At 73.6% G+C, this 22939-nt stretch carries 24 protein-coding genes; 9 read left to right on the top strand and 15 right to left on the bottom strand.

What is annotated here, in order from left to right; translation table 11 throughout:
• Positions 1-65: 65 nt before the first annotated feature.
• Both ACIF8S_RS08645 and ACIF8S_RS08640 read right to left on the bottom strand, forming a co-directional pair.
• Positions 66-1316, bottom strand: coding sequence for an aromatic acid exporter family protein (locus ACIF8S_RS08645; protein ID WP_399998152.1), 1251 nt, complete (start codon positions 1314-1316; stop codon positions 66-68).
• A 79-nt stretch (positions 1317-1395) separates the two neighbouring features.
• A complete protein-coding gene (locus ACIF8S_RS08640) occupies positions 1396-1884 on the bottom strand; it encodes an FBP domain-containing protein (RefSeq protein ID WP_399998151.1) in 489 nt (162 codons plus the stop codon).
• Between the two features lie 173 nt (positions 1885-2057).
• Here ACIF8S_RS08640 and ACIF8S_RS08635 point away from each other — a divergent pair, with 173 nt between their 5' ends.
• Positions 2058-3056 (top strand): phosphotransferase family protein, encoded by a 999-nt coding sequence (locus tag ACIF8S_RS08635; RefSeq protein ID WP_399998149.1) that lies wholly within the window; start codon positions 2058-2060, stop codon positions 3054-3056.
• A 79-nt stretch (positions 3057-3135) separates the two neighbouring features.
• Positions 3136-4425: an ROK family protein gene (locus tag ACIF8S_RS08630; RefSeq protein WP_399998148.1), complete on the top strand. Its 1290-nt coding sequence runs from the start codon at positions 3136-3138 to the stop codon at positions 4423-4425.
• An 88-nt stretch (positions 4426-4513) separates the two neighbouring features.
• Here the strand turns inward: ACIF8S_RS08630 and ACIF8S_RS08625 are convergent, their stop codons facing one another.
• The 5 genes from ACIF8S_RS08625 to ACIF8S_RS08605 all read right to left on the bottom strand — a co-directional run bounded on the left by ACIF8S_RS08625 (position 4514) and on the right by ACIF8S_RS08605 (position 9208).
• Positions 4514-4813: a hypothetical protein gene (locus ACIF8S_RS08625; RefSeq protein ID WP_399998147.1), complete on the bottom strand. Its 300-nt coding sequence runs from the start codon at positions 4811-4813 to the stop codon at positions 4514-4516.
• 66 nt (positions 4814-4879) lie between these two features.
• A complete protein-coding gene (locus ACIF8S_RS08620; RefSeq protein WP_399998145.1) occupies positions 4880-5911 on the bottom strand; it encodes an SDR family oxidoreductase in 1032 nt (343 codons plus the stop codon).
• Between the two features lie 306 nt (positions 5912-6217).
• The gene (locus tag ACIF8S_RS08615) at positions 6218-7423 is read right to left on the bottom strand and encodes an aromatic acid exporter family protein (protein WP_399998144.1); all 1206 of its coding nucleotides are present in this window, start codon (positions 7421-7423) and stop codon (positions 6218-6220) included.
• 46 nt (positions 7424-7469) lie between these two features.
• Complete coding sequence (locus tag ACIF8S_RS08610) at positions 7470-8126, bottom strand: HAD family hydrolase (RefSeq protein ID WP_399998143.1); 657 nt, start codon at positions 8124-8126, stop codon at positions 7470-7472.
• Complete coding sequence (locus ACIF8S_RS08605) at positions 8123-9208, bottom strand: PHP domain-containing protein (protein ID WP_399998141.1); 1086 nt, start codon at positions 9206-9208, stop codon at positions 8123-8125. The genes ACIF8S_RS08610 and ACIF8S_RS08605 overlap by 4 nt, the downstream gene beginning before the upstream one ends.
• A gap of 126 nt (positions 9209-9334) precedes the next feature.
• Here ACIF8S_RS08605 and ACIF8S_RS08600 point away from each other — a divergent pair, with 126 nt between their 5' ends.
• Both ACIF8S_RS08600 and ACIF8S_RS08595 read left to right on the top strand, forming a co-directional pair.
• Positions 9335-10144: an SDR family oxidoreductase gene (locus ACIF8S_RS08600; RefSeq protein WP_399998140.1), complete on the top strand. Its 810-nt coding sequence runs from the start codon at positions 9335-9337 to the stop codon at positions 10142-10144.
• 69 nt (positions 10145-10213) lie between these two features.
• Positions 10214-10489 (top strand): hypothetical protein, encoded by a 276-nt coding sequence (locus ACIF8S_RS08595; RefSeq protein ID WP_399998139.1) that lies wholly within the window; start codon positions 10214-10216, stop codon positions 10487-10489.
• Between the two features lie 50 nt (positions 10490-10539).
• Here ACIF8S_RS08595 and ACIF8S_RS08590 read toward each other — a convergent pair whose 3' ends face one another.
• From ACIF8S_RS08590 to ACIF8S_RS08580, 3 genes are all read right to left on the bottom strand, one after another.
• Positions 10540-11016, bottom strand: coding sequence for a VanZ family protein (locus ACIF8S_RS08590; RefSeq protein WP_215210994.1), 477 nt, complete (start codon positions 11014-11016; stop codon positions 10540-10542).
• A 70-nt stretch (positions 11017-11086) separates the two neighbouring features.
• Entirely contained in the window at positions 11087-11749 is a 663-nt protein-coding gene (locus ACIF8S_RS08585; protein WP_349794613.1) for a DUF4230 domain-containing protein, read from the bottom strand.
• 146 nt (positions 11750-11895) lie between these two features.
• Entirely contained in the window at positions 11896-12270 is a 375-nt protein-coding gene (locus ACIF8S_RS08580) for an STAS domain-containing protein (protein ID WP_399998137.1), read from the bottom strand.
• A gap of 237 nt (positions 12271-12507) precedes the next feature.
• Here ACIF8S_RS08580 and ACIF8S_RS08575 point away from each other — a divergent pair, with 237 nt between their 5' ends.
• Positions 12508-12900, top strand: a complete 393-nt coding sequence (locus ACIF8S_RS08575) for a VOC family protein (RefSeq protein WP_399998136.1) — start codon at positions 12508-12510, stop codon at positions 12898-12900.
• A gap of 78 nt (positions 12901-12978) precedes the next feature.
• On the opposite strand, the gene ACIF8S_RS08570 is transcribed toward ACIF8S_RS08575, so the two are convergent.
• Both ACIF8S_RS08570 and ACIF8S_RS08565 read right to left on the bottom strand, forming a co-directional pair.
• Entirely contained in the window at positions 12979-13290 is a 312-nt protein-coding gene (locus ACIF8S_RS08570) for a DUF4235 domain-containing protein (protein WP_349794618.1), read from the bottom strand.
• Positions 13291-13398: 108 nt separating this feature from the next.
• Positions 13399-14427 (bottom strand): glutathione S-transferase family protein, encoded by a 1029-nt coding sequence (locus ACIF8S_RS08565; protein ID WP_399998134.1) that lies wholly within the window; start codon positions 14425-14427, stop codon positions 13399-13401.
• A gap of 135 nt (positions 14428-14562) precedes the next feature.
• On the opposite strand from ACIF8S_RS08565, the gene ACIF8S_RS08560 reads away from it, so the two are divergent.
• Positions 14563-15474, top strand: a complete 912-nt coding sequence (locus ACIF8S_RS08560) for a cation diffusion facilitator family transporter (RefSeq protein ID WP_399998483.1) — start codon at positions 14563-14565, stop codon at positions 15472-15474.
• A gap of 75 nt (positions 15475-15549) precedes the next feature.
• On the opposite strand, the gene ACIF8S_RS08555 is transcribed toward ACIF8S_RS08560, so the two are convergent.
• Positions 15550-15993 carry a nitroreductase family deazaflavin-dependent oxidoreductase gene (locus ACIF8S_RS08555; protein ID WP_399998132.1) on the bottom strand — a complete coding sequence of 148 codons (444 nt, stop codon included), beginning with the start codon at positions 15991-15993 and terminating at the stop codon, positions 15550-15552.
• A gap of 236 nt (positions 15994-16229) precedes the next feature.
• On the opposite strand from ACIF8S_RS08555, the gene ACIF8S_RS08550 reads away from it, so the two are divergent.
• On the top strand, positions 16230-17978 hold the full coding sequence (locus ACIF8S_RS08550) for a SpoIIE family protein phosphatase (protein WP_399998131.1): 1749 nt from the start codon (positions 16230-16232) through the stop codon (positions 17976-17978).
• A 108-nt stretch (positions 17979-18086) separates the two neighbouring features.
• Here ACIF8S_RS08550 and ACIF8S_RS08545 read toward each other — a convergent pair whose 3' ends face one another.
• Positions 18087-18719 (bottom strand): LysE family transporter, encoded by a 633-nt coding sequence (locus tag ACIF8S_RS08545; RefSeq protein ID WP_399998130.1) that lies wholly within the window; start codon positions 18717-18719, stop codon positions 18087-18089.
• A gap of 165 nt (positions 18720-18884) precedes the next feature.
• Here ACIF8S_RS08545 and ACIF8S_RS08540 point away from each other — a divergent pair, with 165 nt between their 5' ends.
• Positions 18885-19409 carry a flavoprotein gene (locus ACIF8S_RS08540; RefSeq protein ID WP_399998129.1) on the top strand — a complete coding sequence of 175 codons (525 nt, stop codon included), beginning with the start codon at positions 18885-18887 and terminating at the stop codon, positions 19407-19409.
• Positions 19410-19487: 78 nt separating this feature from the next.
• Positions 19488-20456: an aldo/keto reductase gene (locus ACIF8S_RS08535; RefSeq protein WP_399998127.1), complete on the top strand. Its 969-nt coding sequence runs from the start codon at positions 19488-19490 to the stop codon at positions 20454-20456.
• Between the two features lie 50 nt (positions 20457-20506).
• Here ACIF8S_RS08535 and ACIF8S_RS08530 read toward each other — a convergent pair whose 3' ends face one another.
• A complete protein-coding gene (locus ACIF8S_RS08530) occupies positions 20507-22885 on the bottom strand; it encodes a SpoIIE family protein phosphatase (RefSeq protein ID WP_399998126.1) in 2379 nt (792 codons plus the stop codon).
• Positions 22886-22939: the final 54 nt, after the last annotated feature.

Here is a 22939-nt window from a genome sequence, read left to right as displayed (position 1 = left end):
GGTGCCGTGCCGGCCGGGTGTCACCGTCAGCCCGGACGCGGCGCGTCACCAGAGAAAGGGTTCGCTCACCGCTGACGTCCCGATGTCGCGCGGCGGTCACGCCGGAGCCGCTCCGGGACGCTCATCCGGTCCCGCATCCGGGTCAGCCGGGGGAGCCGCTCGCGCTGTTCCCGCGAGTGCCGGTCCAGCTCCTCGAACAGCCGCCGGGTGCGGTGCTCGGTGTTCATCTCGTCCAGGATGCGGTTGACCTCCGTCAGCAGGGCGCCGAGCAGCTGCCAGCGCTGCGGGTCGCGCCCGGCCTCCGCGTACAGCAGTTCCGCCAGCTTGTCGCGGGTCCCGGCCGCCTGGCGCAGCTGCGAGGCGAGCCGCTCCTCCGCCGACTCGGCGTTGGCGCTCACGCTGGTGGTGACCAGCACGGCGAAGCTCACCACCGCGTCGGCGATCTCCGCCAGCAGCTGCTCGAAGACCGCCCCCGTCTCCTCCTCGAAGAGCCGTTCCGGCTCGCGCTCCTTGGCCAGGTCGGTCAGGGTGCGCGCCAGGACGCGCAGCACCACGGTGCAGATCTCCAGCGTGTCGAGACCGGTGCGCAGCACCACCCGGTGCAGCAGGCCCTCGCGCACCCGAGGGTTGAGCCGCAGACTCTCCTCCGCCTGCCGCAGGTCCGCGTCCACCTCGCTGATGTCGTGGTCCAGGCGGCGCGCCTCGTGCAGCCGGGCCGCCGCGCGCGAGGCGGGCGGGCGGCCCGCCGCCTCCTCACCGATCCGCAGCATCAGCTGCCGCACCCGGCGCGCCAGCTCCTCGATCGACCGGCCGGCCTCCTCCACCCACACGGGCGGCGCGAACAGCAGGTTGAACGCCATCCCGACGATGGCGCCGATCAGTGTCTCGACGATCCGGGCCCAGGCGGTGTCCCCGTGGGTGGTCACCCCGAGCACGAGCATCGCGCTGATCGCCACCTCCTGGACGAACTCGCCCGCCCGCACCAGCTGGCCGACGAACAGCGCGGCGAGGATCAGCAGCCCGAGGCTCCACCAGGTCAGACCCACCAACAGGCTGAAGAGGATCGCCAGCACCACGCCGGTCACCACCGAGTTCACCCGGCGCAGACCGGTGGTGAGGGTGGAGTACAGGGTGACCTGCACGACGAGCAGTGCGGTCAGCGGGGCGGTGAGCGGCGCGGCCTCCGGGCTCAGCCGGACCGCGATGATGTAGGCCAGGGTCGCCGCGGCCGCCGACCGCACCAACTGCACGGTCAGCGGGTCCCGGTGCTGCTTGATGAGCCGGACGGCGGGCGTGATCATCTGGCGAACGTGCATCCTCGGACGGTTCCCCCTCCCGCCGTGTGACGAACGTGTTCCTGTGTGACGGCAGTCGCCCGGGGGACGGGCAACGGGACTACAGCTTGCCGATGAAGGCGAGGAGGTTGCCCCTCGTGCGGTCGATCTGCTGCTCCAGGGTGAGGCTCTCCTCGAACCGCGCCCCGGTCTCCGGCACCTTCAGGCCGCGCAGGTACAGGGAGCAGGCGAGGTCGGTGCACATGTAGGCGCCGACCGAGTTGCCCTCACGGCCCGCCGGACCCGCCTTGCGGGCGGTCATCAGCGACACCCCGCCCCTCGGATGGGTCGTCAGGCACAGGGAGCACATGCTGCGGTGCAGGAAGCCCCGCTGTGCCGGCTGGAAGCGCATGGCCACCCCGACGAGCCCGTCCTGCCGTTCGACGACCACATAGCTGCGGTCGGGCGCCCCCGGGTCGCGCCAGCCCAGGAAGTCCAGGTCGTCCCACGGACGCTCGGCCAGGTCACGGGGCACGTTCAGCCGCTTCGCCTCACCCTTCGAGCAGTTGATGAAGGAACCGCGGATGTCCTGCTCGGTGAGCGCTCTCATGGGTCGTCTCCTGTGTGACGGGGGTCAAGCCTAGGGGAAACCTAGGGGGTCTAGGTTTCTGCGGCCAGCGTAGGGACCCGCTCCCCGGGCGAGCCACCGAATTTCCTCCCGGGACCGGGCCCGGGGGAGTTCCGTACGCTGTACCGCAGTCACCCAGGGGAGGGGAGCGCACGATGGGGGATTCCCGGGACCGTGCCCGGCGGGTGCTCGCCCGCGCGGGTCTGCCGTCCGACGCGCCGGCCGAGGTGCGCCCGCTGGCCGGAGGCACCTACAACACCGTCGAGGAGATCACCCTCCGCGACGGTACCCGCTACGTGCTGAAGGTCCCGCCCCCACCCACCGCCCCCGGCCTGCGCCACGAGAAACGCCTGCTCGTCGCGGAAGCGGCGTTCTACGGGGGAGCGGCCGAGGCGCGGGTGCCCGCGCCGCGGCTCGTGTCCCTCGCCATGAACGACGCCGTACCGCACCTGCTGATGACCGCCTGCCCGGGCGTGCCCTGGCCCGAGGCGGACGTCGCCCCGGCGGAACGGACCGCGCTGCGCACCGAACTGGGCCGTCAGGCGGCGCGGCTGCACCGGGTCACCGGCAGCGCCTACGGCTACCCCTCGGGCGCGCTCGGCCCGCTCGCCCCCGACTGGCGCACCGCCTTCACCGCCATGACCGACGCCGTGCTCGCCGACGCCCGCGACCACGGACCCTTGCTGCCCCGCCCCGTCGACGAGGTGGCCGCCGTGCTGCGGGCCGCCGCCCCGGCGCTGGACGAGGTCACCGTGCCGGTGCTGGTCCACTTCGACCTGTGGCCCGGGAACATTCTGGTCGACCGTCCGGCGGACGGCCCGGCCCGCATCGGTGGCCTGATCGACGGCGAGCGGATGTTCTGGGGCGACCCGCTCGCCGACCTCGCCTCCCTGGCGCTGCTCGACGACATCCGCCAGGACGAGGCGTTCCTCGACGGCTATGCGCGGGAGGGCGGCCGCCTGGTCCTGGACGACGGGGCCCGGCTCCGCATCGCCCAGTACCGTGCCTACCTCGACCTGATCATGCTCACCGAGACGGTGCCGCGGGCCGTGGGCGAGGAGGCCGCGAAGCAGGTCCGGGAGCGGGTCGGCCCGCACCTGGAGGCCGTGCTGGAGGAGATCGCCGCACTCACCACGTCCAAGTTCACAGCATGAACTAAGGGTGCGGAAAAGTCGCGCCGGGCAACCGTCCGGCGGTATGTTGCAGGTCGGGCAGGGTTTCGGGAGGAGCCACATGGCGGGGCGGAACGGGCGCACGGTGCGCGACCTCAGACGGGCCAACCGCGCGGCCGTGCTGCAGCGGCTCTACTTCGACGGCCCCCTCAGCCGGTTCGAACTCGGCCCCGCGACCGGACTCAGCTCCGGATCCGTGAGCAACGTGGTCGCCGACCTGATCGCCGACGGGCTGGTCGAGGAGGCCGGCAGCGTCGACTCCGACGGTGGCCGCCCCCGCACCCTGCTGCGGGTGGCCCCGCTCAGCGGCCACATGATCGGCGTCGACGTCGGCGAGACCCGGGTCCGCATCGAGCTGTTCGACCTGACCCTCACCGAGCTGGCCCGCGCCGAGCGACCGCTGGAACAGCAGCGGTACGAGGTCGAGGTCATCGTGGACCACATCCGCTCCGGCATCGACGAGGTGCTCGCCGCCGCCGGCCTCGCCCCCGAGCGGCTCCTCGGCGTCGGTATCGGCGTCCCCGGCATCGTCGAGCACAGGCCCGACCGGGGCGCCGTCGTGCACGGCCAGACCATCGGCTGGGACGCCGTCCCGCTGGAGTCCCTTCTCCGCGACGGCTCCCCGCTGCCCGAAAGCGTCCCCTACTTCACCGACAACGGCGCCAAGACGCTCGGCCAGGCCGAGATGTGGTTCGGCGCGGGACGCGGCGCGAGCAACGCCCTGGTCGTCCTGTTCGGCTCCGGCGTCGGCGCCTGCCTGGTCACCCCGCAGGCGGAGCACGGCCGGGCGGTGGAATGGGGGCACCTGACCGTACGGGTCCGGGGCCGCCGCTGCCGCTGCGGCGCCCTGGGCTGCCTGGAGGCGTACGCGGGCGCCGAGTCGCTGCTCGCGCGGTGGCGCGAGGAGGGCGGCCGGGTGCCGGAAGGTACGGACGAGGAGACGGCGCTCACCGGCATGCTCGCCGCCGCCTACCCGGCCGACGGGGCCGCCGCCGACCCCGTCGCCCTGTCGGTCCTCGAGGAGACCGCCGAGTACCTGGGCGCGGGCCTGTCCGACCTGATCAACCTCTTCCAGCCGGAACGCATCCTCATGGGCGGCTGGGCCGGCCTGCAGCTCGGCTCCCGCTTCCTGCCCGCCGTGCGCCGGCACGCCCTGTCGTACGCACTGCGCCACCCGGCGCAGAAGGTGACGATCGAACTGGGCCGGCTCGGCCCCGACGCCGTCACCGTGGGCGCCGCGATCCTGCCCCTCGCCGACTTCTTCGACCGAGGCGGCCGCCGCCCCGCCCCCGACCCGGCGGTCCCGGCCCCCGCCTGGCACACGGCCCTCCAGGAACGCCTCCCCCGCTGAACCGCGGGGCCTTGCGGCAACGCCCCCGTGCCGGGCCGGGAACCGTCACTCGCGTCCTGCGCGGGGCAGGAAGCTGACCCGCGCCGGGTCAGCCCGTGGACTCGTCCGGGACCGGGTGTTCCGGGTAGGACGCCGCCGAATGGGGGGCGCCCTGGCGGCCGGTGCCCGCCTCGTCCGTGTCGGGGACGTCCTCGCCGTCCTCGTCGTCCTCGGCGTCCGCGTCGGGGTCGCGCCCCTTCGCCTCCTCGGCCTTGCGCTCGCTCTCCCGCTCCGCCGCGGCCGGCGCGACCTCCCAGGGGTCCTCGTCGGGCCCGGCCTGCTGGTCGGGCAGATCCCGGGGGACACCGACGCCGTTCTCACCGGGTCCTTCGAGGCGGTGGTCGGTCACGGCCCTCTCCCTTCATCCGTACGGCCCTCGCGGGTACCTCCGTGGGGGCGCGCGAAACCGCGCCGCTCAGCCCACCGCGCGGCCCCGCATGGGCGCCGTCCGCTCTCCCGCGCCCTGCCGCATGCCCGACAGGAACTCCTCCAGCACCTCCGTCGCGGTGCGCGTCGGCCGCCAGCCGAGCTCCACCCGCGCCCGGGTGCAGTCCATCAACGGCAGCCGCAGCACCGCGTCGAAGAGGTGCGGGGAGGCGGGCAGCAGCCGCAGCCCCCAGGCCGCGGCGACCGCCGACCGGGCCGCGGAGCGCGGCAGCCGCACCCGGCGGGTGCCGAACATCTCACCCAGCAGCTCCACGTCGACCGCCGGCTCCGCCGCCAGGTTGAACGGCCCGCGCGCGTCCGCGGACAGCACGGCCAGCCGGTACGCCCGCGCCGCGTCGTCGGTGTGCATCACCTGCATCCGCAGCCCCGGGATGTCCGGCAGGAACGGCAGCAGGTCCGGCCGGGCCAGCTGCCCCGGCAGGTAACGGCCGCCGAAGATGCGCCGTTGCTCGCTCGCCGACTCCCGCTTGAAGAGGAACGCCGGCCGCATCCGCACCACCCGCAGCGCGGGGTGGTCGCGCTCCACGATGTCCAGGGCCCGCTCCAGATACGCCTTCTCCCGGCAGTACGCGGCGTCCGGCCAGCCGTGCGTCGGCCACGACTCGTCGACCGCGTGGTCCTTCGGGCCGGGGGAGTACGCCCCCACCGACGACGCGTGCACCAGCGCCGGCACCTCGGCCCGTGCCACCGCGTCGAACACCCGCATGCTGCCGAGAACGTTGCTGCGCCAGGTGGTCGCGGGATCGTGCGTGGGCTGGAACGCCCAGGCCAGATGGACGACCGCGTCGGCCCCCGCGAACTCCTGGACCAGGTCGAACCGGTCCGAGGCCAGGTCCACCGCCGACCACTCGGTCTTCGGCGGCGACCAGTCGGGGATCCGCCGGGCCAGGCCCCGGACGGAGGCGACCTCCGGTTCCTCGGCGAGGGCCCGCACCACGCTGGTCCCCACATTGCCGGTGGCGCCCGTGACGACGACCCTGATGCCTGCTGCGCTGCTCACCTTCCGCTCCCTCCGGCCGGAACGCTCCGCGGAGGCCTCCGGGTACCCGGGAGGGAGAAAGGGAAAGCCCCGGCCGTGACGGGGGAATCACGGCCGGGGCGGCCAGAGGTGGGTGCGCATGGCGGTCGCCTCTCGGCGAAAGGCTCCACAGGGCTTCAGCCGAACGATCTTCCCTGTGGGCGAATGGTGAGGCCCGGGGACACTGTCCCATCCGCACCCACGGTCTGTTCAACGGGCAACAGTCCCGATGTGTTCCGCCGGTGGCGCCCCGGAGCGGTGACATGGGTCACCACGCTGCGCGGGAGGTCAGCGCCCCCGCGCCCCCGGGTCCAGGTCCGACCACAGGTTCTCCGCCTGGAGCACCAGCGTGCCCAGCACCGCGGTCCGCGCCGCGCCCTTGCCCGCCTGTTCCGTCAGCCCCTGCTGGAGCCTGGTGTGCAGGTCCCGCATCGCCGCCTCGGTCCGCTCGTCCAGCAGCGGGTCGGCCGCCCCCTCCTGGCCCAGCAGCCGGTCCGCCTCCGCGTGAAGGCTGTCCCCGAGCAGCTCCAGCAGCTTCCCGTAGGAGCGCAGCACCTCGGCGTCCGGAGCGACGGGCGAGCGCTCCTCGTCCGCGGCCACCGCCAGGGTGCGGGTGAGCGCCGTGACATGTCCGGTGATCCGGCTGAAGCGTTCGTCCTCGTCCTCCGCGGGCAGCGCCTCCGTCGGCGCCCGGTGCAGGGAGCGCAGGATGCCCGAGGTCAGCCGCAGGCTCTCCCGGCTCCAGCCGCGCGCCGAGTGCAGCGCGTCCAGCCGGTCCTGCAGCCGCTTCGCGGCGTCGAGCCGCCCGACGGCCGACTGCGCGTCCCACTCGCCCTCCCTCAGGTCCCCGGCGACGGCGTGCAGCACCTCGCCCGCCTCCCGGGCGAGCGCCGCCAGGTTCTCCCGTACGTCCCGCAGGTGGACCGGCGGCAGGATCAGCGCGTTCACCGCGACCCCGATGGCCGCGCCCAGTGCCGCCTGCCCCAGCCGGTGCCCCACGGCGGTCGCGCTCACCGTCCCGGACGCGATGGTGAACACGGCCGTCGTGGCGGCGTAGATGCCCTGGTCACCGAAGCGCGGCCAGTTCGACAGCAGCACCAGCACCGGCACCGACAGGGCGATGGCACCCGTGTTGTCGTCGGTGACCGCCTGCGCGCCCGACGCCACCAGCGCGCCGATGCAGATCGCGGCGAACTGCCGGGCCCCCTGCACCAGCGAGCTGTAGACGGTGGCCTGCACCAGCACCAGCGCCACCCAGGGCGCCATCAGCGCCATCGGGTCGTCGAGCCACACCTGCGCCACCAGCCAGGCCAGCAGCGCCGCCAGCGCGGCCTTCAGCGACTGGACCAGCAGGTCCCGCTCCCGCCCCGGCCCGCGGACGACGGCCCGCGCCGCCCGGCCCACCGAGCGCGCCTCCCACCGCACGGCGTCCGCCGCGCGGCCCATCCGCCCGGCGGAGCCCCTGTCCCGTGTCTCGTCGATCACCCGCGTCATGAGCTGCGGGTTTCCCCGCGCCGCCACCGGTCACGCATGGGGAATCTCACGCCAGCGGGGAGTCCGCCAGCGACGCCAGCAGCTGCGCCGGACCGTCGTACACCACGTCCGCGCCGGCCTCCGTCAGGTCCGCGCGCGGAATGCCCCCGCACAGCAGACCCACGCAGCGCACCCCGGCCCGGGAGCCCGCCCGCATGTCCCACACCGTGTCACCCACGAACACCGCCCGGTCGGCGGGCACCCCGGCCAGCTCCAGGGCGTGCTCGACGGGTTCCGGTGCGGGCTTGCCCTCGTCGACGTCGTCGGCACTCGCGGTCGCGGTGATCGCCCGGTCCGCGTCGATCGTCCGGCGCAGCGCGCCCAGCTCCGCCCCGCCGGCCGAGGTGGCGAGCACCACCGTCCAGCCGTCGTCGTGCAGCCGCTCCAGCAGCCGCCCCGCGTCGGGCAGGGCCGGCAGCCGGTCGAAGTACTGCCCGTACAGCGTCTTGTGCGCGGCGCTCAGCTCCGCGTCCCGGGAGGTGTCCCGGTCCTCGCCCAGCAGATGCGCGATCAGGTCGGTCGAGGGAAGCCCCACGGCCCGGTGGATCGCGTGCGTCGGCACCTGGTGCCCGGCCTGCCGGAACGCCTCCCACCAGGCCGTCACGTGCAGATGGTTGGTGTCGGCCAGAGTGCCGTCGACGTCGAAGACCGCCGCCCGTGTCATGAAGGTCCTTCCTCTCCTCGCGGACCGGTACGGGTACCACCCTCGCCGCTCGCCACGCCGGCCGGCGTGGCCCGGTGCCGGGTCCAGGCCAGCAGCTCGTCCAGGGACCAGGTGGTGACCACCCGTCCGGGCGGTACGCCGCACTCCTCGGCGCGGGCGCAGCCGAGGATCTGCCAGTCCAGCTGGCCGGGGGCGTGCGCGTCGGTGTCCACGGAGAACAGCACGCCCGCCTCCACCGCCTGCCGCAGCAGCCGCCGGGGCGGGTCGAGCCGCTCGGGCCTGCTGTTGATCTCCACGGCGGTGCCGGTCTCCGCGCACGCGGCGAATACCTCGTCCGCGTCGAACCGCGACTCCGGCCGGCCGCGCCCGGTGATCAGCCGCCCGGTGCAGTGCCCGAGGATGTCGGAGTGGGGGTCGCGTACGGCGGCCACCATCCGGCGGGTCATCGACCGGGCGTCCATCCGCAGCTTGGAGTGCACGGACACCACCACGACGTCCAGCCGTTCGAGGAGTTCCGGCTCCTGGTCGAGGGAGCCGTCCTCGAGGATGTCGCACTCGATGCCGGTCAGCAGCCGGAACGGCGCCCAGGTCTCGTTGAGCTCCGCCACCACGTCCAGCTGTTCGGTCAGCCGCCCGGCCGACAGCCCGCGCGCGACGGTCAGCCGGGGGGAGTGGTCCGTGAGGACCGCCCACTCGTGCCCCAGCGCGGCGGCGGTGCGGCCCATCTCCTCGATCGGGCTGCCGCCGTCCGACCAGTCGGAGTGCAGATGGCAGTCGCCGCGCAGCAGCGCCCGCAGTTCGCCGCCCGCCCGGTCCGCGGGCTCCCGGTCCGCCTCCTCGCGCAAGGTGCGCAGGTACTCCGGCACGTCCCCGGCCAGCGCCTCCCGCGCCACCTGGGCGGTCTTCGGCCCCACCCCCTTGAGCCGCTCCAGCGTCCCGGCCACGGCCCGCTCGCGCACCTCGTTGGGGCCCAGCTCCCTCAGCGTGCGCGCCGCGGTGCGGAAGGCGCGCACGCGGTACGTCGGAGCCAGCGACCGCTCCAGCAGGAACGCGATGTCCTCCAGCGCCTCGACGGGGTCCATGGCCACCTCCTCGCTCCAGGGTTCCCCAGGGCGGGTGGGGCCGCACTCCGCGGCGGGGAAGGTTGGCCCGCGTCCGCGGGGGTACTGCGACCCGGCATCCCGCACAGCGACGACGAGGAGGCCCGCATGTCACTCTCCACTCCTGTCAACGGCAAGGTCGCCCTGGTCACCGGCGCGGACTCGGGTATCGGCCGGGCCACCGCCGTACGCCTCGCCGCGGCGGGGATGGACGTGGGCATCACCTGGAACAGCGACCGCGAGGGCGCGGAGCGGACCGCCGAGGAGGTCCGGGCCCACGGATGCCGTGCCGAGGTCGCCCGTCTGGACCTGACCCGGCTGCCCTGCGCCGCCGACACCGTCGACGAGCTGTGCGAACGGCTCGGTCGCGTCGACGTGCTGGTCAACAACGCCGGCACGGGGACGATGACACCCTTCCTGGACCTGGAGCCCGAGAAGGTGCGGGAGGTGCTGGACGTCGACCTGCTCGGCCCGTTCCTGTGCGGGCAGAAGGCGGCGCGGCACATGATCCGGCAGGGCGACGGCGGCCGCATCGTCAACGTGACGTCCGTGCACGAGCACCAGCCGCGGGTGGGGGCGGCCCCGTACTGCGCGGCCAAGGGGGGTCTCGGGCTGCTCACCCAGGTGATGGCGCTGGAGCTCGCCGAGCACGGCATCACCGTCAACGCGGTCGCCCCCGGTGAGATCGCCACCCCGATGACCGGCCAGGAGGACACCGACCCGCACACCGAGAGCCGGCCCGTCATCCCTCTCGGCCGGCCCGGTGACGCCCGAGAGGTCGCCGCGGTGATCGCCTTCCTCGCCGGGCCCGACGCCTCGTACGTCACGGGTGCCTCGTGGAGCGTGGACGGTGGGATGCTCCGGATGGGACCGCAGGCCGGGTCGCACCTGACCAACGACGACTGGCGGCGTCCCTGAGGGTGCGGGACCCCGTGCCGCTGTGTCCCGGATGCCGCGTTCACTCCCTTTGCGCTCTACCCTCGACTCATGACCGAAAGCGCGAGCCCGTACATGTCGCAGCCGCGGATCATGGTGCTCGGGGTGCAGCCCGGGCCGCCGCCGTTCCGGATCGTGCAGATCGACGGAGAGGTCGTCGGTGAGGCCAGGTCGATCACCGACGTGCTGCAGGCCGCCGTCGCGTACGGCATCACCGTGCACGACCTCGACGACCCCGACACGGTCCGCTGGGTGGGCGGGGACAAGTTCACCTGGTCCTCGCGTGAGGCCCCCCGGGTCCGCGAGGAGCAGAAGAAGGAGCCGTAGACCGCCGCTCGCCTCCGCCCGTGGCGAGGCAGAGGCGAGCGGCGGCCCGGTCATTCCTTGGTGCGGCGCGCGTGCACGGCCCTGCTCATCCGCCGGCCCAGCAGCAGGTAGCCGATGAGCGCTCCGGCGGTGTTGAGGATGACGTCGTCGACGTCGAAGGCCCGCCCGGTCACCAGCGCGCCCTGCGCCACCTCGACCAGCAGCATCACCACGGCCGTGAGCACCAGGATCCGCAGGAAGCCCCGGGTGCGCGGCGCGATCACCGGGGCGAGCACCCCGAAGGGGACGCCCAGCAGGATGTTGCCGCCGATCTGCTTCACCGCGTCCCGTAGCGCCGGCTGGTCCAGATAGGCCCGCAGGGAGCGGCCGGGGTGCAGGTTGGTGTGCGTCAGGGCCTCCGAGGCGGGGGACGGCTGCAGCGTGAGCCGGGCCAGGACCACCGCGAAGACCACCATGAAGACGAAGGCGCACAGCAGCACCAGAAGCCGCAGGGGCAACGGGAGCTGGTGGGGGGCGGCGCGGGCCATCGGGTGTCCTCCAGTCGTCAACGTCCGTGAGTGTTACGGCGGTTACCCCCGGCCGGGACGGTCACTCCGGTCAGCCGGCGAAGCTGATCCGCACGTGCTCGAAGCCCAGGGAACGCAGCAGGCCCTGCAGCATCCCCCGGGTGTTGGCCTCCGCCCGGGCGGTGAGTTCGCTCTCCTCGGCCGCCTCCCGGATGTGCCGCACCGCGAGCTTCTGCACGGCCTGTTCGCTGTTGGGGTTGTCCGAGAACAGGTCCCCGAGCCGGTCGAGCAGCCCGCGCTGCTTGGACACCGCGTAGGAACGGTCCACGTCCAGCGCCGGGGTGCCGAGGCGCGCGCGGGGCAGCCGCAGGGTGGCCGAGGTGCGGTCCTCGTCGACCCGCACGTCGCCCTCCTTCAGCCCGCCGAGGTCCACGTAGGCGTCGACGGTGCCCGCGCCCACGTACAGGGTGCGGCTGCCGCGGACGGCGTCGGGCAGGAACTTGGTGTCCTTCTCCAGGTCCACCACCACCTGGAAGTTGCCCGAGGCGGCGTCGTAGCGGCTGATGTCCTGGATGGACTCGAGGAGCGCGGGCCCGGAGCGGTCGCGGGTCTCCGTGCCGAACAGGTCCTTCAGCCCCGGCAGCACGCTCAGCCGGATCCCGGCGAACAGCACGGCCAGCAGCACCACCACGGAGCCCAGCACCTTCACCCAGCCGGGCACCCGCGCGGCCGGTCCCTTCACCGGAGTCGTCATGGCGACGGCCCTCCTTCCTCCCGTCCGCATTCCCGCCATCTCACGGAACAGACAGGGCAGTTGGAGGACACAACCCGGCAGCGGGAGCACGCGGGGGGCGCACGGCCGGACACCGGGCAGCCGACCCGGGACCCGCCGGACAGGCCCTAGACGGGGCCGGAGCGGGATCCGGGCCGCGTCAGCGCCGTGTCCAGGTCGGGCGACGGCGGCAGCAGCCGGGACAGCCCGGTGATCCGCAGCATGCGCAGGGTCAGCGGATGGGCGCAGACCAGGAGCAGCCGCCCGTCCGCCAGCCGGTTCCGGGCGCGGTGGAGCAGACGCAGGCCGGAGGCGTCGAAGAACTCGATGTGGGTCAGGTCGATGACCATCCGGGTGTCCGCATCGGCGGTGGCCAGATCCAGGTGCGGGACGATCTCCGAGGCGGCCGCGATGTCGATCTCGCCACGGAACTCCAGCACCGTGTGGCCGCGTTCGCGGCGCACGCGCAGGTACCGGGTCAACGGCGGGGGTTCGTACCGCACGACGCCATCGCCTCCAAGCCTGCTCCGTGCCACGAGGACGGGTCCCTGGCCCCAACGCCGGTTTCCCTTCGGCAAGTTACCCGAGGACGAGTGCATTCGAGCATGTTCGAATGACATATGTTGCCGCCGCGTGGCCGAGTTCTTCGCCACTTCGCGCGGTGACTGAAAGCGGCGAGCGCGGACAGGTGTCACTGGAGGCGGGGACGGAGCGCCCCGCACGGACGCTTCGGAGGAGACATGGCACTGGTGACCGCGGGTGTGGTGGTGCTCGACTGCGCCGAGCCCGAAAAACTTGCCGAGTTCTACCGGGAGTTGCTGGAGGCGGACCACGTCGAGGCGAGCGCCAACCGGGTCGAGATCCGGGCCGCCGACGGCTTCCGCCTGGCCCTGCGCCGGGACGTCAACGCCACCGCGCCGAGCTGGCCCCGCCCGGAGAACTCCCTCCAGGCGCACCTGGAGTTCGTGGCGGACGACCTGGACGGGGTGGAGCGGCGCATCGTGAGCCTGGGCGGCCGCCCGACGGAGAGCGGGGACCCCTCCGGCGCGGCCGAGGAGCGCGGGTACTCCGACCCGGCGGGACACAGCTTCACGGTGAGGCGGGGCGTGCCTACGGCACCCAAGCAGGGCTGAACGCCGGTGGGGCTGAGGATCAGCCCCACCGGCGTTCTGAGGAGCGGGGTCCGGGGACGGAGCCCCGTGACGCTCGGGTCAGTCCCGGCCGCCCTGGTCGGGAACGGGCCACGTCCCCGTGGACCGTTCGATCGCCTTCGCGCCCGCCCGGTCCACCGCACTGCGCACCACCGCGAAGATCGCGCCCTGGATCGCCGCGGCCAGCAGGATCTCGCCCCAGCGGCGGTCCCGGTCCAGCGCGTCCGGCGCGTTGTCCTCCTTCTTGATCACCTTCCAGGTCTTCTGGAAGGCCATCCCCGCCACGGTGCCGCTGGTCCAGCCCAGCGCGAACCCGATCGGCTTGTACGCCAGGGGCAGCTTCTTCTTCGCCTTCTTGTTCTTCTTGGCCACGTCGCTCTCCTCGGTCGGCTGCGTCGTCTCGTGGATGAAAAGTCGGTCGGCACGGAGGCCACGGCTCAGAGGCCGCGGGCCGGGGGGCCGGAACTCAAGGCCCGGGAATCAGGGGCGCCCGCGCGCCGCGACCTCCTCACCGGCCGGCACCGGCCCCGGAGGAGTGCCGTCCCCGAACGGCCGGCCGCCCAGCTCCTCCCGGTGATGCGGAGTCGTCCAGCCGGCCAGGTCGGGCCCGATCGGGACGATGCCGGACGGGTTGATACCGCTGTGCACCTGGTAGTAGTGCCGCTTGATGTGGTCGAAGTCCACGGTGTCGCCGAACCCCGGGGTCTGGTACAGGTCACGGACGTAACCCCACAGCACCCGGCTCTCCGTCAGCTTCCAGCGGTTGCACTTGAAGTGGCCGTGGTACACCGCGTCGAACCGCACCAGCGTGGTGAACAGCCGGATGTCCGCCTCGGTGATGGTGTCGCCCACCAGGTACCGCTGCCGTTCCAGCCGCCGCTCCAGCCACTCCAGACGCCGGAACAGCGCCGTGCAGGCGGTCTCGTACTTCTCCTGCCCGTTCGCGAAACCCGCTTTGTACACACCGTTGTTGACGTCGTGGAAGACGTCGTCCATCAGCGCGTCCATCTCGTCGCGCCGCTCCGCGGGATACAGGTCCGGCGCGCCCTCGCGGTGCAGGGCCGTCCACTCGGTCGCGAAGTCCAGGGTGATCTGCTGGTAGTCGTTGGTGACCAGCTGCCCGCTGGGCACGTCCACCACGGCCGGCACGCTCACCCCGCCCGGATGGTCCGTCTCCCGCCGGTCGTAGGCCTCGCTCAGGTACCGGATGCCGAGCACCGGGTCACGGCCGTCGGGGTCCAGGGTGAAGCGCCAGCTGCGGTCGTCCTGGATCGGGTCCGTGACGGCCAGGGACACCGCGTCCTCCAGCCCCAGCAGCCGCCGTGAGACCAGCGCGCGGCTCGCCCACGGGCAGGCCCGGCTCACCACCAGGCGGTAGCGTCCGGCCTCCACCGGCCATCCGTCCCGGCCGTCCGCGGTGATCCGGTCCGTGAAATGGGCCGTGGACCGCTTGAACGCCTTCTTCCCGTAGGAGCTGTTGCCGCCGCCTCCGTCGTCGCGGCCGCTCATGGTGGTCTCCCTCTGTCGTCGGTACGTCCCTGTGACCGCGTTCCCCGTTTTCCCCCGACGGCACGGTATGAGCTGGGCCGACCGGGGCAATCGCCCCGCGTGACTACACGATCGGATCGCAAGACACGGGTCACCGTGCTGGTGGCGCTCGCGGCCAACCTGGTGATCGCCGCCGCCAAGGCGGTCGGCGGCCTGGCCGCCGCCTCCCCGGCGCTGCTGTCGGAGGCGGCGCACTCGGTGGCCGACAGCGTCAACGAGGTCTTCCTGCTGGCCGCCCTGCGCCGCAGCCGGCGCCCCGCCGACCGCCGCCACCCCTTCGGCTACGGCAAGGAACGGTTCTTCTGGTCGCTGCTCGCGGCCGTCGGCATCTTCGTGATGGGCGGCTGCTTCTCCTTCTACCAGGGCATCGACGCCCTGCGGAACGGGGGAGAGGAAGAGCTGAGCGGCTACATCGCCGGACTCGTCGTGCTCGGCGTGGCCCTGCTCGCCGAGGGCGGCTCGCTGCTGCGCGCCCTCCACCAGGTGCGCCGGCAGGGCGGCGGTCTCGGTGACCCGGCGCTGCGCACGGTCGTCGCCGAGGACGGCACCGCGGTGATCGGCGTCACCCTGGCCATCGCCGGCATGGCCCTGCACATGCGCACCGGACAGGTGGTGTGGGAGGCGTCCGCCTCGCTCGCCATCGGCGTCCTGCTGGTGTACGTCGCCTACCGGCTCGGCCGCGAGGCCCGCGACCAGTTGATCGGCGAGGCCGCCGACCCGCGGGCGACCGAGCGCATCCGTGAACTGCTGTGCGCCCAGCCCGAGATAGACAGCGTCGAGGCGCTGTTCACGATGAAGACCGGGCTCGACACGGCGCTGGTGGCCGCGCGGATCGACCTGGTTCCGGGCCTGGACAGCGAGCGGGTCGAACAGGTCGCCGTACGCATCAAGCGGTCCATCGTCCGGACGGTCCCCGAGGCCGAGCAGGTGTTCCTGGACGTCACCGACCGGGGCGCGGTGGAGGCATGGGAGGGCCCCGCCGCGACGGGGGAACGCGGCGGGGCCTGACGCTCGTGTGCCCGGGGGCCCGGGCTTCATGCGCACCGGGCCGGACAATTTTTCCGGCCCGTCGCACCGCATCCGTCAGCCCTGCCCGGACCGCTCCAGAACGAAGACCGGAATCTCACGGCTGGTCTTCTTCTGGTAGTCCTCGTACGGCGGGTACGCCTCCACCGCGCGCTTCCACCACTCGGCCTTCTCCTCGCCGGTGACCTCACGGGCCGTCATGTCCCACTTGGACGTGCCGTCCTGGAGTTCGACGTGCGGATCGGCCCGCACGTTGAAGTACCACACCGGATGCTTGGGCGCGCCGCCCAGCGAGGCCACCACCGCGTAGCGGCCCTCGTGCTCCACCCGCATCACCGGGGTCTTGCGCAGCTTGCCGCTCTTCGCGCCCCGGCTGGTCAGCACGACGACGGGCCTGCCCTGCAGCGTCGTCCCCTCCGTACCGCCGGACCGCTCGTACAGGTCCACCTGATCCCGCACCCAGGCCGTCGGGCTGGGCTCGTACTCGCCTTCGAGAGGCATGGCATCCGTCCCATCGTTCTCGCGTTGTGCGGCCGAGTCGATCATTTCTCCCACACCGCCGCACGCGGAAGTCGTCCGAACCGGCGTGTCCCGGCCATGGGCGGCCCGGCGCCGCCCGGCACCCTGCCGCGCCCCGGCCGGCCGGCCGGCGAGTTGCCCCGTCGGCGGCACGCCGATTTGATGGACGGGAGGCCCGCCGAGCCCAGGACGTGATCGAATCCGGGAGGCTGGACATCGTGGCAGCAGCGGATCCCGCAGCCGAACCGCCGGGCGTGGCGGACGCGATCCGGACGGCGGGCGAGCGGGCCGGTCCGGCCCTGCGGGCCTTGCTGACCTGCTCCGGTCTCGGACTCGCCGTATGGGACACCGCACTGCGCTGTGTCTGGGCCAACGACGTCGTCGCCCGGTACGACGGCATCCCCCGTGAGCGGCGGCTCGGGCGGCCACCCCGCCAGGCGCTGTCCGGTGACGCCGCCGGGCTGGAGGCGGTCATGCGGGAGGTGCTCGCCACCGGCCGGTGCGCCGTCGGCCGCGAGTACCGTGTCCCGCCCGGCCCCGGGGAACGGGCGCCCCGCGTCCTCACCGCGTCCTTCCTGCGGCTGGACGGCACGGACGGCCGGCCACTGGGCGTGTGCCTGCTGGTGCTGGACGTCAGGAACGGGCGGGGCGTGGGGGACCGGCTGGCCGTGATCAGCGAAGCCGGAGCCCGGATCGGCACCACCCTGGACGTCATGCGCACGGCACAGGAACTGGCCGACTTCTCCGTGCCCCTGCTCGCCGACTACGCGACCGTCGACCTGACCGAGGCGGTACGGCTCGGCGGGGAGCCGCTGGGACTGCTCGGCTCGGCCGACGGGCGCGTGCCGACCTTCCGGCGGGCGGGCGTCGCCTCCGTCCTCGACGGCACCCCCGAGTCCCTGTGGGCCACCGGCGAGGCCGTCTACGTCCCCGAGGCCTCCCCGTTCATGCAGGTCCTGCGGTCCGGCCGCCCGCTGCTCCAGCCGCACCTCGACACCTCCCCGGGCAGCTGGCTGGACGGCGACCCGGCGCGGGCCGAGAAGATCGACCGGTACGGCATGCACTCCCTGCTGATCGTCCCGGTCCGGGCCCGCGGCCTCCTGATGGGCGTGGCGGTCTTCGTACGGGCGGGCAATCCGGCCCCCTTCGACGAGGGCGACCGGCTGCTCGCCGAGGAACTGGTCTCCCGCGCCGCGCTCAGCCTGGACAACGCCCGCCGCTACACCCGCGAACGCACGGCGGCGCTCACCCTGCAGCGCAGTCTCCTGCCGCGCCAGGTGGACGGCGGAGACGCCCTGGAGGTGGCCGCCCGCTACCTCCCCGCGGACGCCGAGTACAGCGCGGGCGGCGACTGGTTCGACGTCTTCGGGCTGCCCGGCGGACGGACGGCGCTCGTCGTCGGCGACGTGGTCGGGCACGGTATCGCCGCGGCGGCCGCCATGGGCCGGCTGCGCACGGCGATACGGACCCTGGCCGACCTCGACTTCTCCCCGGCGGACCTGCTCGCCCGCCTGGACCGGACGTCCGTCCACCTGTCCGCGGACAACGACGAGAGCGAGACGGAGCGGTGCACCATCGGCACCACCTGCGTCTACGCGGTGTACGACCCGGCCGCCCGGACGTGCGCGGTGGCCCTGGCCGGGCACCCGCCGCCCGTCGTGGCCCACCCCGACGGCCACGTCGTCTTCCCCGAGCTGCCTCCGGGCACGCCGCTCGGCTACGGGGTGCTGCCGTACGAGTCGACGGTCCTCGACCTGCCGGCGGGCGGGCTGATCGCCCTGTACTCCGACGGGCTCGTCGAGGACCGCCGGCAGGACATCGACGTGGGGATGGAACGCGTGCGGGGGGCCCTCGCCCGGGGGCGGACGACACCGTCCCTGGACGACCTGTGCACGGAGGTCGTCGAAACGCTGCCGACCCGCACCCCTCGGGACGACGTCACCCTCCTCCTGGCCCGCACCCACTGACCCCCGGCCGGGTCGTGCGGCCGGCCGCGTGCCGTGCGCCGGGCGGGACCTGGTGCTGTGCGGCGGGGCGTCTGCCGTTCGGTGGGGCGTGTGGCCGGGTGTGGATCGTCAGGACGGGGGCCACGCCATGCGGAGTGCGAGTGCCGTCATGACGGCACTCGCGACCAGCGCCGTCGCCAACCGGCCGCGGTGGCCCGTCAGCGCCCGGCCCAGCAGCGCGCCGCCGCCGGCCAGCAGCACCTGCCAGCTCGCCGAGGCGGCGAACGCGGCCGTCACGAACACGGCGCGTTCCGCGGCGCCGCCCGCCGCCCCGGCCTGCGAGCCGAGCACCAGCGCCGCGAAGTAGATCACCGTCGTCGGGTTGAGCAGGGTGATCCCCAGCAGCGCCAGATACGCCCGCACGGGGCTCGGGGGCGTCGCACCGGCGCGGGTGGCGAGCCGCCGGCCGCGGTACCGCCGTACGGCGGTGGCCGCGCCCCAGGCCGCCAGCGCGGCCAGGACGAGGACGCACACCCAGCGCAGCGGGCCCAGGGCGGGACGCAGCGCCGAGGCGAGGGCGGAGCCGCCGAGGACCGCGGTCAGCGCGTACAGACCGTCGGCCGTGGCGACGCCGAGCGCCGCGCACACCCCGGTGCGCAGGGACGTACGGGCGGTGAGGGAGACGAGGTAGGTGCCGACGGCGCCCACGGGGACGGCGATGCCGTAGCCGGCCAGCAGCCCCGCGAGCAGCGCGGCCGTCACGAGCGCGGGGGAGTCGTGCCTTCCCGGGCGCCGGCCTGCTGCTGTCGGCCCGCGACGACGGCGAGGGCGGACGAGGGCAGCGGGAACAGGTGCGTGGACATGGGCAGGATCCTGGGGCCTGCCGCCCGGTACCGGCAAACGGTTTTACCTGACTAGGGTGCCCGGGTGACCGACAAGCCCTTCCTCTACGTCGTCGTCTGCGCCGCCGGTGTCGCCGCGGACGTCGGCAAGCTGATCACCGCCGCGCAGGAGCGGGACTGGGAGGCCGGTGTCATCGCCACCCCGACGGCGATGAACGGCTTCTTCGACGCCGCCGCCGTCGAGACGCGGACCGGCCGCCCGATCCGCTCCGCCTGGCGCCGGCCGGGCGACCCGCGTCCCTTCCCGGCACCGGACGCCGTGGTGGTCGCGCCGGCCACCTTCAACACCGTCAACAAGTGGGCGGCCGGCATCGCCGACACCCTCGCCGTCGGCACCCTGTGCGAGGCCGCCGGGCTCGGGGTGCCGATCGCCGTCCTGCCCTGCGTCGCCGACGCCCTGGCCGCCCACCCGGCCTACCGGGACAGTGTCGCCCGGCTGCGCGGCATGGGCGTCCGCTTCGGCGACCCCTACGCCGGCGGGCCCGAAGCGGACGGCACACGGAGGGAGTTCCGCTGGGAGAGCGCCCTGGACCTGCTGCGGCAAGGCTGAGCCGCACCCGGCTTCGAGTGCGCACGAACACGTACGCTCCTGCGACAGGAACCGTTCCCGACGGCAGGAGCAGAAACGATGCAGTACGTGAAGCTCGGTTCGACGGGCCTGGAGGTCTCACGCGTCTGCCTGGGATGCATGACCTACGGCGATCCCGGTCGCGGCAACCACGAGTGGACCCTCGACGAGGAGGCGTCCCGGCCGCTGATCCGGCAGGCGCTGGAGGCGGGGATCACCTTCTTCGACACCGCGAACGTCTACTCCGACGGCACCAGCGAGGAGATCGTCGGCCGGGCCCTGCGCGACTTCGCCCGCCGTGACGACGTCGTGCTCGCCACGAAGGTGAACGGCCGGATGCGGCCCGGACCCAACGGCGCAGGCCTCTCCCGCAAGGCGATCATGACGGAGCTGGACCACAGCCTGCGTCGCCTCGGCACCGACCACGTCGACCTGTACCAGATCCACCGCTGGGACCCGCACACGCCCGTCGAGGAGACGATGGAGGCGCTGCACGACGTCGTCAAGGCGGGCAAGGTCCGTTACATCGGGGCCAGTTCGATGTACGCCTGGCAGTTCTCCAAGGCGCAGTACACCGCCGAACTGCGCGGCTGGACGAAGTTCGTGTCCATGCAGAACCACTACAACCTCCTCTACCGCGAGGAGGAGCGGGAGATGCTGCCGCTCTGCGCCGACCAGGGCGTGGGCGTGCTGCCGTGGAGCCCGCTCGCCCGCGGCCGGCTCACCCGGGAGTGGAACGCCGCCACCGAGCGCAGCGCCACCGACCAGTTCGGCAGCACCCTGTACCAGGAGGGCGACCGCGCGATCGTGGAGGCGGTCGCCCGCGTCGCCGAGGCCCGCGGTGTGCCGCGCGCCCGGGTCGCCCTCGCCTGGCTGCTCCACCAGGAGGGGGTCACCGCGCCCATCGTCGGCGCGGCGAAGCCCGGGCACATCGAGGACGCCGTGGCCGCCGTCGACCTCGAACTCACCGACAAGGAGCTCGAGGAACTCGCCCAGCCCTACACGCCCCACCCCGTCGCCGGCCACTGAGCACACGCCCCCGGCGCGGCACCCCGCGCCGGGGGCGTGCCGGCGGACCGTCACAGCGTGTCGGTCAGGGTCAGCTCCGCCCAGATCGTCTTGCCCTCGGCCGTGTGCCGGGTGCCCCAGCGCTGGGTGAGCTGCGCGACCAGCAGCAGGCCCCGGCCGCCCTCGTCCCAGGTCTTGGCGCGCCGCAGGTGCGGGGCCGTGTGACTGGTGTCGGACACCTCGCAGATCAGCGTCGCGTCGTCATGGATCAGCCGCAGCCGGATCGGCGGGGCGCCGTACCGGATGGCGTTGGTGACCAGCTCGCTCACCACCAGCTCCGCCGTGAACGACGCGTCGGTGAGCGACCAGGCGGCCAGCTGGTCGAGGACCTGCTTGCGGATGGGGGCCACCAGCGCCGGGTCGGCCGGGATGTCCCAGGTGGCGACCTGCGAGGACGGCAGCCCCCGCATACGGGCCAGCAGCAGCGCCACGTCGTCCGTCGCGCCGCCCGGTGACAGCACGCTGTTCAGCACCCGGTCGCACGTCTCGTCGAGCGGGCCGGCCGCCCCGGACAGCGCCTCGCGGAGCAGCGCCTCGCCCTGCCCGAGGTCGCGTTCCCGGGAGGAGACCAGTCCGTCGGTGTAGAACGCCAGCACGCTGTCGTCGGGCAGTTCGAACTCGGCCGACTCGAAAGGCAGCCCGCCCAGCCCCAGCGGAGGCCCGGACGGCAGTTCCAGGTGGCGGGGCGGCCCGCCGGGCGGGATCAGCACGGGCGCCGGATGCCCCGCCCGGGACAGGGTGCAGCGCCGCGACACCGGGTCGTACACCGCGTACAGGCAGGTCGCGCCGACCTCCCCGGGGCCGGAGTCGCCGCCCGCCTCCTCCGACAGGTGCAGCACCAGGTCGTCGAGGTGGGTGAGCAGCTCGTCGGGGGCCAGGTCGATGTCGGCGAGCGTGCGCACCGCCGTGCGCAGCCGGCCCATCGTCGCCGACGCCTGGATGCCGTAGCCGACGACGTCACCCACCACCATCGCGACCCGCATCCCGGACAGCGGGATCACGTCGAACCAGTCGCCGCCGACCCCCGTGCGCGCGGCCGGCAGATAGCGGGTGGCCGCTTCCAGCGCCGCCGTCCGGGGCAGCGTGCGGGGGAGCAGGCTGCGCTGCAGGGCGAGGGTGGTCTCACGCTCGCGCGAGTAGCGGCGGGCGTTGTCGATGCAGACGGCGGCGCGGGCGGTGACCTCCTCGGCCAGCAGCACGTCGTCGTGGGTGAACGCCTCGGGCTGGCTGAACCGGGTGAACGCCGCCACGCCGAGGGTGGTGCCGCGCGCCTGGAGCGGGACGGACAGCATGGAGTGCACGCCGAACTCCTCGATCCGCCGGGCGCGGATCGCGTCCACCGACAGCCAGGGGTCGAGGTCGCCGGAGGGTACGGAGGCGACGATGCTGTGTCCCGCGAGCAGCGAGTCAGCCTGCGGTGAGGCCTCCGGGTAGACGACCACCTCTCCCACGTCGGCGACGGCCTCCGGGCTGCCGGCGGTGAGGGACTGCTGGGCGACCCGGCGCAGCGAGACCGGCGGGGACAGCGGACCGGCGGGCTCACCCCCGGCGTCGTCCGGCTCCAGCAGCTCCACGCTCACGAAGTCGGCGAGCGCGGGCACGCACACCTCCGCCAGCTCCTGCGCCGTCCGGGTGACGTCCAGGGTGGTGCCGATGCGCATGCTGGCCTCGTTGACCAGTTGCAGCCGCTCCCGGGCCCGGAACTGCTCGGTGAAGTCGTGGGCGGTGACGCACACGCCCCGCACCCGGCCGGACCGGTCGGTCAGCGGGGCCATCCGGGCCAGCCAGGCGTGCGCGTAGTTCTCGCTGGTGGCCTTCATGTACGTCTGCATGTCGTGCGGCCGGCCGGTGCGCAGCACCTGGCGCAGCTGCCGCTCCAGCTCGCTGTGCTGCGGGCGGCCCCCGATGTCGGTGGGCCGCAGTCCCCGCAGGTGGTCGGCGGGCAGCCCGAGAAGGTGGGCCATCGCGTCGTTGACCCCGCGCAGCCGCAGCGCCTGGTCGAACACCATCGTGGCGCACGGCGACTGGAAGACGGCCTTCCTGACCAGTGGATCGTCGGGCAGCTCGTGATCGGTGGCCTCCAGCGGGGTCACCGCGAGCCACTCGCCGGGGCCGTCGCCGGCCTGCTGCCGGTGGTGGGCGAGCACCCACACGCTCACCGTGCCGCCGTCGCGGTGCCGCAGCACCAGCGTGCCGCTCCAGCGGTCGGCGGGCAGCGGGAGCGGTTCCGGACCGTCGGCCAGCAGGTCGGCGGCGGGACGGCCGACGACCTCCTCGGCCCGGTGTCCCAGCAGCAGGCGCGCGCCCTCACTCCACCGCGCGAGCGTGCCGTCGGCGGCGATGACGGCCCTGGCCGTCACGGCATCGTCGAACGGGTCGTCCGGCCTCATCGTCGCCACTCCATTGCGCACACTCACCGCGAACCGGTGCATCGCCAGGGACCC

Source organism: Streptomyces sp. NPDC085937, assembly GCF_044540535.1.
Classification (GTDB): domain Bacteria; phylum Actinomycetota; class Actinomycetes; order Streptomycetales; family Streptomycetaceae; genus Streptomyces.
Note: the sequence above shows the minus strand (reverse complement) of the source record. Positions and strands in the feature narration are given on the sequence as shown.